The 9187-nt window shown below is 34.1% G+C and carries 12 protein-coding genes; 10 read left to right on the top strand and 2 right to left on the bottom strand.

Annotated features, from left to right (window positions below):
• Both LV89_RS25675 and LV89_RS24380 read right to left on the bottom strand, forming a co-directional pair.
• Positions 1–253: hypothetical protein (locus LV89_RS25675; protein WP_211321275.1), on the bottom strand; the 253-nt coding region annotated here is incomplete at its 3' end.
• Between the two features lie 54 nt (positions 254–307).
• Positions 308–514: a helix-turn-helix domain-containing protein gene (locus LV89_RS24380; RefSeq protein WP_109745605.1), complete on the bottom strand. Its 207-nt coding sequence runs from the start codon at positions 512–514 to the stop codon at positions 308–310.
• Between the two features lie 211 nt (positions 515–725).
• Here LV89_RS24380 and LV89_RS24375 point away from each other — a divergent pair, with 211 nt between their 5' ends.
• The 10 genes from LV89_RS24375 (at position 726) to LV89_RS24330 (ending at position 8951) form a co-directional block, all read left to right on the top strand.
• Positions 726–977: a hypothetical protein gene (locus LV89_RS24375; protein ID WP_109745604.1), complete on the top strand. Its 252-nt coding sequence runs from the start codon at positions 726–728 to the stop codon at positions 975–977.
• A 122-nt stretch (positions 978–1099) separates the two neighbouring features.
• Positions 1100–2020 (top strand): carboxypeptidase-like regulatory domain-containing protein, encoded by a 921-nt coding sequence (locus tag LV89_RS24370; RefSeq protein ID WP_109745603.1) that lies wholly within the window; start codon positions 1100–1102, stop codon positions 2018–2020.
• 2 nt (positions 2021–2022) lie between these two features.
• Positions 2023–2373 carry a hypothetical protein gene (locus tag LV89_RS24365; protein ID WP_109745602.1) on the top strand — a complete coding sequence of 117 codons (351 nt, stop codon included), beginning with the start codon at positions 2023–2025 and terminating at the stop codon, positions 2371–2373.
• A 426-nt stretch (positions 2374–2799) separates the two neighbouring features.
• On the top strand, positions 2800–4413 hold the full coding sequence (locus LV89_RS24360) for a M28 family peptidase (RefSeq protein WP_109745601.1): 1614 nt from the start codon (positions 2800–2802) through the stop codon (positions 4411–4413).
• A 144-nt stretch (positions 4414–4557) separates the two neighbouring features.
• On the top strand, positions 4558–5100 hold the full coding sequence (locus LV89_RS24355) for an ester cyclase (RefSeq protein ID WP_109745600.1): 543 nt from the start codon (positions 4558–4560) through the stop codon (positions 5098–5100).
• Positions 5101–5537: 437 nt separating this feature from the next.
• Positions 5538–6560 carry a hypothetical protein gene (locus tag LV89_RS24350; RefSeq protein WP_109745599.1) on the top strand — a complete coding sequence of 341 codons (1023 nt, stop codon included), beginning with the start codon at positions 5538–5540 and terminating at the stop codon, positions 6558–6560.
• Positions 6561–6736: 176 nt separating this feature from the next.
• Positions 6737–7231: a Rieske (2Fe-2S) protein gene (locus LV89_RS24345; protein ID WP_109745598.1), complete on the top strand. Its 495-nt coding sequence runs from the start codon at positions 6737–6739 to the stop codon at positions 7229–7231.
• A 70-nt stretch (positions 7232–7301) separates the two neighbouring features.
• Positions 7302–7745 carry a thioredoxin family protein gene (locus LV89_RS24340; RefSeq protein WP_109745597.1) on the top strand — a complete coding sequence of 148 codons (444 nt, stop codon included), beginning with the start codon at positions 7302–7304 and terminating at the stop codon, positions 7743–7745.
• Positions 7745–8671, top strand: a complete 927-nt coding sequence (locus LV89_RS24335; protein WP_109745596.1) for an FAD:protein FMN transferase — start codon at positions 7745–7747, stop codon at positions 8669–8671. Before LV89_RS24340 ends, LV89_RS24335 begins: the two co-directional genes overlap by 1 nt.
• 55 nt (positions 8672–8726) lie before the next feature.
• Positions 8727–8951 carry a DUF4266 domain-containing protein gene (locus LV89_RS24330; protein WP_109745595.1) on the top strand — a complete coding sequence of 75 codons (225 nt, stop codon included), beginning with the start codon at positions 8727–8729 and terminating at the stop codon, positions 8949–8951.
• Positions 8952–9187 lie beyond the last annotated feature (236 nt).

The raw sequence follows: 9187 nt of genomic DNA, 5'->3' as shown, positions 1-9187 counted from the left end.
CGAAAGCCCATACTTTTTCTGAACCAACATACTCAAACAAATATCTGTTAAACGTCTTAAAATCAAATGAATTGGAAAAATTAGAACGATAACTTTCTGAACTCATTTCTCCTTGACGAGATAGATTCTCAAAAGTATATCGACCCTTCAAAGACAACCAGGTTTGTACTAACTCTAAAAAAAACTTGGCTTGCCACTTGCCAATCAATGACATTTTTCTCAATATTGCACTCGTGAGTGTTTCTACGCTCATGGGGTAAAGTTTGGTTAGTTCGCAAAACAAAACTAAAACTTTACCCTTATTTTTTTAAATGATACTCAAAATCGTAGCGAAGTATTGTAATATAGAGGCAATAGCTATAAGTTTATCATTTGTCATAATTGTTTCTCCTTGTTCTAATTTTTGATATGACTGCTGTGATACTTTAAGTTGAGTTGCTACCCATTTCTGAGATATTTTCTTCATTTCACGAACTATACTTACTTTTTCTCCAAGCTTTAGAGGTGTTTTCATGATATTAGTACATTTTTTAGGTTATAGGAATCAATTTTGATTGTAAATTACAACTGACGCTATTGTAAAGTACAATAAAGAAAATTTATTTTTAATATTTAGTCTTATTAATTTTGGGATGTTCTAAAACAAAAACCGGTTGATGAATGAATAAGAACCGCCCAAGCCGAAAAGCGGATGAGTAGGCAAATTAAACATAAATAATTGAGCAATGAAAAATATTTTAAGAACTTTTAAGTCCCCCAAAGTGTTAATAGTAACACTTCTCGTTTCAGTAGCTTCTGTTCAGGAGTCTCATGCATTTGTCTGGTTTGGTGCTGAAGAAAAATCATTAGGAAGCCAATATGCTTATAATGATGTATGTGTAGAGATAGTTGAAGTAAATACCTATTTTTTCGGAATAATTGTTAAGTCTGAAATACAACAGAGACCTTTTAGATGTAATGGGGGGGGACCTCAATAATAATTGAATAAGCTTTAGCTTTTACAATAGAGTTAATAAAAATTCAACATTTAATAATTAAAGTGAATTGACGTGAGAATATGAATTATTCTCACGTCAATTTTTAATGTAGCCATATTTCAATGAAAATAATGCGTCATATTGTTATTTTATTAATCATTTTTCCTTATTTTAATTTTGCCCAGAAATGTGGATTGGTTGCCGATAACCAAACAAAATTTGGTATTCCTTATGCAACAATCTCGGTCATAAATAAACCTTTTGGAATAATATCTGATGAAAGAGGTGGTTTTTGTTTTGAAGCCAAAACATCTAATATGGACAATGATAGCATAGTAATATCAGCACTTGGTTATGAGCATAGAAAAATATCTTTCAAACAATATCTTAAATCTGATACAATATTTCTGAGAGAGAAAAATGTTGTTTTGGGTGAAGTAGTTGTTAAATCAAAAAAAAGTAAAGCCATAAATTTAGGGAATTTTCATAAACGTTGGCTTGTACACCAAACTACTATTAGCCCTAATTCGAGCCAAATATTAGCTCTAAAAATTGAAAATAAACACAGTACTGGTATTATTGAGGCTCTTCATTTTAGATTAGACCCCCAAAAATCAGATTTTGTAAAAAAATTTAGACTAAGATGTAGAATCTTTAAAAATGGGGATGAGGACACTCCTACTGAAGATATTTTAGAGGATAATGTTATCGTGGATGTAACTCCTGATGAAAAATATATTGATGTTGATATTTCTTCATACAATATTCCTTTTGACTATCAATATTTATGGGTCGGTATTCAATCAATTGGATATATTGATAAAGAGGACAATTACATAAGTATTTCGGAATATCAATACGGGAAGGCGACGTATAAAAAAAATAACCCTAAAAAAGTTAGCAGCATAATGTTAATTAGTCCTTCTTTTCAAATGAATGACCAAGGAATAGGTAAATCTAAAAAAGTTTGGAATAAATATTGGAATCCAATCTCTACTCCAAAAAATAATTCTCCCCTCTTCGGTTTAACTTTAATCAACTAAAAATGTCCACCAAAAAGCCTTTCATTCTATTTTTTGCAATCCTTTTCTCTAATTGCAATAATCATGAATCCATTTTAGGTACGTATTTATGTTCAACATTAGAAGACTCTGCAAAGTATTCCAATAGTTTCTGTTTTTATCAAAAAGTTGAGTTCGTTAATTCATATAGTGCTATTGTTACAAACAAAGTAGGAGACGCCATCAATTCGCAAGTAGTGAGAGGAGATAGTGGTATGCTTGTAGTTGTTCATCCAAAATATACTTCTGAGAGTCTAATTTTGAAAATTAAAGATAAAGGAAAAACTCTTGAAGGTAGAGGATATCGGTTTACAAAAATGGAAGATAAAAAATGAATTAACTTTTAAATCTATTCTGGATAAGAGGTTTTTAAAAGTGATGTAATCCAACAATTCAAAGATTTGTGACAAATTTTATTGGAACTTTAAACCTACAATTAAGTTGTTTTAGAATGGAGATTTAAGTAAAAGTCGTAAGATTTTGATTAATACAAATTTACGACTTTTAAATAACGTACATTTTTTTTATGAGAATTAGGCGGATTACGCATCCGTTTTTGTGAATTTCAATAACTGTGCCAAAAAATATATGCTCTCAAAGTTTTAGTAAAAGTTAATGCCTTTTTGGAAGCAAGAAATGCTCAAGTCAGTACATGGAATCGTCTGAAAAATCATAAAAAATGATTAATTTCGTAACAATAAATCATCAATGCAACTAAATATAATCAAGAGAAATTGATTCTTCCCGTTGCCAAATATTTCATGAAAAAACTCACAAAAAACATTCTTCTTCCACTAATTGCTACTTTGCCATTTGTTTCGTGTCGGACAGTTGCACAATTGAATCCAGATTCTTTGGCTAAAACAATTACTGTGGAAGACCTCAAAAGACATTTAACTTTTATTGCTTCCGACAGTCTAAAAGGTCGAGATACAGGTTCGCCAGAACAGAAAGTTGCGGCTCAATATATCTCAAATCAGTTTGAAAGCTACGGTTTACAAGGAGTTGTCGGGGCAGAAAAATCACACTTACAATTGGTAGATTTAGTAAAGCGTGGTTGGGGAGATTTTTATGTAAAAGCCAATAACAAAAAGTTTAATTATTTGAGTGATTTTATCTCAAATTCTATCGCTCCGTTACCTAAAGAGCAAAATTTTGAAATTGTTTTCGTTGGTTATGGAATTGAGGAAAAAGGATTTTCGGACTATGCAAATGCGAATGTAAAAGATAAACTTGTGGTGGTTTTTGAAGGAGAACCACGTTCAGCAGATGGCAATTTCTTGATTTCTGGAACGTCAGAAATGTCGAAATGGGGAACGTCGGAATCTTGGAAAGAAAAGATGAATCTTGCCAAAAGTAAAGGAGCAAAAGGACTTTTTATTATTTCTAAGCAATCAGCCGAAGAATTTGAGAAGACCGTAAAACAACGCCAAACTATGATGAAGCGTTTCGGAAATGCTCGTTTAGGTTTCCGTGAAGTGTCTGACCCACAAGGCTCGGATTTTGCCGTTTTGACAATTGGGCAAAATATGGCGACTGAAATTTTGAAAACAACAGCAGCGGAATTAGAAGCTGGAAAGCAAAAAATTGCTGAGGCGAAAAAAACGGTTGATAATTTATTGGCTAACCAATCATTAATTCTGAAAATTGAAAGAACTGCTGATGCCGTTGAAACGTATAATGTTTTGGGATATTTGGAAGGAACAGACAAAAAAGATGAAGTGGTTATCGTGACTTCACACTATGACCACGTGGGAATTCAAGACGGAAAAATCTACAATGGAGCAGACGACGACGGGTCGGGAACGGTTTCAGTTTTAGAAATTGCTCAGGCTTTTGGCGAAGCCGCTAAAAAAGGTACAAAACCACGTAGAAGTGTATTATTCATGACGGTAACGGGTGAAGAAAAGGGACTTTTAGGCTCTGAATATTATGTAAAACACCCTGTTTTTCCGTTGGCAAATACCGTTTGTGACATTAATATTGACATGGTTGGACGTACCGACAAAGACCACGAAGGCAAAGGCGATTATATTTATGTAATTGGTTCAGATAAACTTTCTTCGGAATTACATTCGGCTCTTTTAGAACAAAATAAAAGCCATGGTTCGCCCATTGATTTAGACTTTCAGTTTAATGACCCCAACGACCCGAACCGTTTCTATTATCGTTCAGACCATTACAATTTTGCCAAAAATAATATTCCCGTTGCGTTTTTCTTCAATGGCGTTCATGACGACTATCACCAACCAACTGATGACGTTGAGAAAATTGAGTTTAACAAAATGGAAAAACGTGCCAGATTGGTATTTTACCTAACTTGGGAAGTTGCCAATCGTGAAAAACGTTTAGCGGTCGATTCAAATAAAAAATAAGGATTATTCCCATTAAGAGAAGCCTGTCGATACAACCTTTGGGTTAATTGACAGGCTTCTGTTTTATAAAAACGGCATAAAAAATGTACAGAAGAATGATGAGAATCTTCAGATTCCATTCATAATAATTTATCAACCATAATAATGAAAAAAATTACTTTAATTACCTGCTTGTTTTTTGCAATGGCTTTCTCTTCGGAAATCCACGCCCAGTACACAACCATGAATACCGAAGCGGCAAAACGGAATGAAGAAGTTATCAAGAAAAATAACTCGATGGGAATTGCTAATGCCAACCGTAAATTAGCCACAGAATTTTTGAATGCTCTGCTCAATGCTCGTGATATTCCTTACGTAGCTACCAAAGTAACGCCCGATATTGTATTCAGGACATCGTTTGGTTCGGTATTGACAGGCGTAGAAGGTGGACTTGAAAAACTACCGGGAGCTTTAGATAAAATATTTGAAGGATTCAACGTAGAGTTTGACGATATGGTAGTAGAAGGCAATAAAGTTTTCTTGAAAGTGATTTTCAGAGGTAAACATTCAAGTGCTTATTTAATGCCAACAGCCACAGGAAAGCCTTTCAAAGTAGATGGTTTTATCCGTTTGATAATGACTGATGGAAAAGTATCACAGGGTTTTGTGGTGGCAGATTTTGCCCAAATTCCTAATCAGGTGAAGTAGATATTCTTGACATATTTTAATTGATAAGTAGAACCTACTATATTTGACGAATACTGGATTTATTCCAGTATTCGTTATTTTTTTAACTGAACGATAAACTATTTGTCGCAGATAAATTTAGACCACAGATTGAATTGATTTGACATATTTACTACACTGTTTAATAAGTTATCTGGATAATTTTTATTCCAAAATCTTGTAGAACTTCCCGAAAGTTCTTTCTACTTTCGGGAAGTGGTCGAGAGGTTCACTTCCCGAAAGTTTTTTCTACTTTCGGGAAGTTGAAGAAACTTATTAAACACTGTATTTACGCAGATAAAATAAAGAAAAATCAGCGAAAATCAGTATAATCCGTTTCATCAGTGGTCTATCGTTTGTCTTGAGACAAACCCTTTATTGTTCCGTTTTTTATTCCCGTTTTATAACAAAACAAAACCATGGCATTAATCTCAAAAAAGAAAGTTCCTTTCAAAATCAATCTACAACTCCGTAAATACCTCACAAAATATGGTCGAGAAACGACAATGCCCATTCAATATACAGATTTGTTGAGATTCGAGAGTTCAATTAGTTTATACGACCGTTTCGGAAATGATACGCTCTGGCTAACGGTTTTTTTCCCATATAGTGAGATTGAACACATTTATGAGGGACTCAAAAAGATTTATGCTGACCTCAAAACCGATGGTGATGAAAAGGTAATCAAACACCTCACCGTTGACCGTATAGATTTGTGTACTTACGGAAATACGCAACCTTTCAGAATCAGAATTGTAAATCGAGTGAATGACAATTTCGACTATTTTTATATTAAACGTGCCGACAGTTCACGGGTGTACGGAATGGAATTAGAACATTTATTATCGCCCAATAGAATCAGTTATATGACTTACCAAAACTCGTTGGTAGAAGAACATATTGCCGGTATTCCGGGTGACCAATTTTTTAAAACCTATCTTAATGACCCCAAAATCAATCAGATACGTTTGGCTAAGGAATTTGTCAAATTTAATGAACGTTGTTTTGTGATGCTTTTAGGAGATATGCACTCTTCCAATTTTGTGGTTGACATCACACCCGATTTTGAAGAAGATTATTACCGAATTCGTGCCATAGATTTTGACCAGCAATCTTATGAAGGGAAACGAACTGTTTATCAACCTCAATATTTTAAACAAAATAATCCGTTGATAGAATTAGGAATGAAACACATGACGCCAGAGTCGGTAAAGCAATATCAGATAGAAGAGCGTTCGTTGATTTCTAAGCGTTTGAAAGTAGAAACTCAAAGAGTTTATGAATTGATGTCAGTTATGGCAAAAGATGATATTTCTACCGAAGAAAATACCAATCAATTGAAAAAAGAATTAGCTAAATATTATAAATCAGACAAGTTTTTAAAGTGTAAAACAATGGGAGAAATTGTTTGGGCAAGTTTAGAACAAGTAATGATACATTAAGTAGGGGTTGGGATTTAGTGTTTTTTGTAAGTTGTTGATAACCAAGTTTGTAGAAATCGTAAATCGTCATTCTTAAATCGTCACTGTAAAAATTAAAACTCAGGCAATACCAGACCCATTAAAAGTGTATGCTTGTTTGCAAAACAAAGTATATCCATTACCCTCTCTTTAGACTCATGAATCGTTACGAATTTCTCAAATCATTAGGTTTTTCTGGTGCTGCTTTAATGGCAGCTTTAACTTCTTGTACAAAAGCAGAAGATGCAATTTTGGATGCTCCAATAATTGATGTAAGCACAACTACACCAACTACGCCAACAGTACCCGTTACACCAGTAACAGGAACGTCTGAATTGGATAAAATTACCAACCCTTTAGCAAAAATTGATATATCGTCAACCTCAACTTCAAATCTTAAAAAAGTGGGTGGCTATGTGATTTCTAATAATATTGTGGTGGCTCAGGTAAGTGCTGGAACATTTGCCGCAGTTACCAATTTATGCAGTCACGAGCCAAAACGTAAGGTTATTTATAGTCAAGGAGAATTTTATTGTACAGACCACGGAGCAAGATTTGACCTTACAGGAAAAGGGCTTAATGCTAACGGAAGTAAAGGAATTACTGCTTATAAAGTGGCAACTGATGGAAAATTAGTTGTGGTTTATTCATAAAAAATGTAGCTGAATGAGGTGACTAAATCGCTTATTTTGCCAAACACTTTTAAACTCATTATCATACATCATGAAATTACTAAGCATCATTTTTCTTCTTGCATTTTCCCTTTCCACAACTGAAGAATGGACAACAGATTTTGGTAAAGCCAAAACAGAAGCCAATAGTCAGCATAAATATATTTTGTTGAATTTTTCGGGTTCAGATTGGTGTGGACCTTGTATAAAACTCAAAAAAGAAGTATTGGATTCTCCCGAATTCTTAAAATATGCTAATGATAAATTGGTTTTAGTAAGAGCCGATTTTCCAAGAAATAAAAAGAATCGTCTTTCACCCGAATTGACGAAACATAACGAAGCCCTTGCTGAAAAATATAACAATCAAGGTAAATTTCCTTATACCGTTTTGATAGATGCCGACGGAAAAGTGGTGAAATCTTGGGAAGGTTACACCGCCAATATGACAATTGAAAATCTGAAAGTTGAAATCGAACAATTGGTGAAATTGAAGTAATGGTACAAATATTTTCGAGAATTCAAAAACTGATGGGTAATCGGTTTGAATTAAGTGTTGTATCAGATAATGAAATTTGGGCAAATGAAAAAATAGATTCAGCCATTGCCGAAATCAGTCGGATAGAACAATTACTAACCACTTTTAAATCCGATAGTCAGACCAACCAAATCAACGATAATGCAGGAATTATGCCCGTAAAAGTTGATAAAGAAGTTTTTGAACTTATCCAACGCTCGCTACGCATTTCAGCCCTCACACAAGGAGCATTTGACATTACCTATGGCTCAATAGACAAGAGTCTATGGAATTTTGATGCCAAAATGACCGTTCTTCCCGACCGAGAAATAGCCTTGAAAATGGTTGAATTGATTGATTATCAGAAAGTTATTTTGAGTCAAGAAGAATGTACGGTTTTCTTGCAAGACAAAGGCATGAGAATAGGTTTTGGAGGAATTGGAAAAGGTTACGCAGCCGAAATGGCAAAACGATTGATGATTCAAGAAGGCGTAAAAAGCGGAATTGTGAATGCTTCGGGAGATTTAACTACGTGGGGACTTCAACCCGATGGCAAACAATGGACAATCGGTATTGCCGACCCAAATCATAAAAATAGACCTTTTTCATATCTCAATATCAGTAACATGGCAGTGGCTACTTCGGGAGACTACGAAAAATTTGTGATGATAGATGGCAAAAGATATTCTCATACCATTAATCCACAAACAGGTTTGCCCGTAACAGGCATAAAAAGCGTAACTATTATAGCCCCCAATGCTGAAATTGCCGACGCTCTTGCCACACCTGTAACGGTTATGGGCGTAAAAGTAGGTTTAGACCTCATTAATCAAATCAAAGGAATTGCCTGTGTAATTGTTGACGACCACGACAAAATGTTTACCAGTAAAAATATTAATATCAGATAGTCGAGCGGTAATCGGTTATTAGTAATTGGAGAATTTGTATCAAAAAACAAAAAATATGAAATCAAAACTCTTTAAACAATCGCTTTTTTTTGCTTTAGGCGTATTTGGCTTGTCTTCATGTGTGAGCGTGAAGGAATATCAAAAAAGTAGAATTAACGACTCAGAAATGGAATTGTCAGCCCGAAAAGCAGAGAAGTTTGAAACAAGTTTTTACTTATATCGTGAAGGTGCAGCAGGTGGAAATGGCGGGAAAAGTGGTGGAGGTTGTGGCTGTAATTAATGTATTAAGTATGAGGTATTAAGTATTAAGTATGAGGTATTAAGTTTAGGAATAAATTATTTGACATTATGTAGTGGCGTATAGCATACGCCAAAATTGTCAAAACATTGGCGTATGCTATACGCCACTACAAATCAACGACATTAATATTATTAAATAATTTATTCTTGGTACTTAAGTATGAGGTATTAAGTATTAAGTATGAGGTATTAAGTATTAAGTATGAGGTATTAAGT

Source organism: Arcicella aurantiaca, from assembly GCF_003148625.1.
Taxonomy (GTDB): Bacteria; Bacteroidota; Bacteroidia; order Cytophagales; family Spirosomataceae; genus Arcicella; species Arcicella aurantiaca.
Note: the sequence above shows the minus strand (reverse complement) of the source record. Positions and strands in the feature narration are given on the sequence as shown.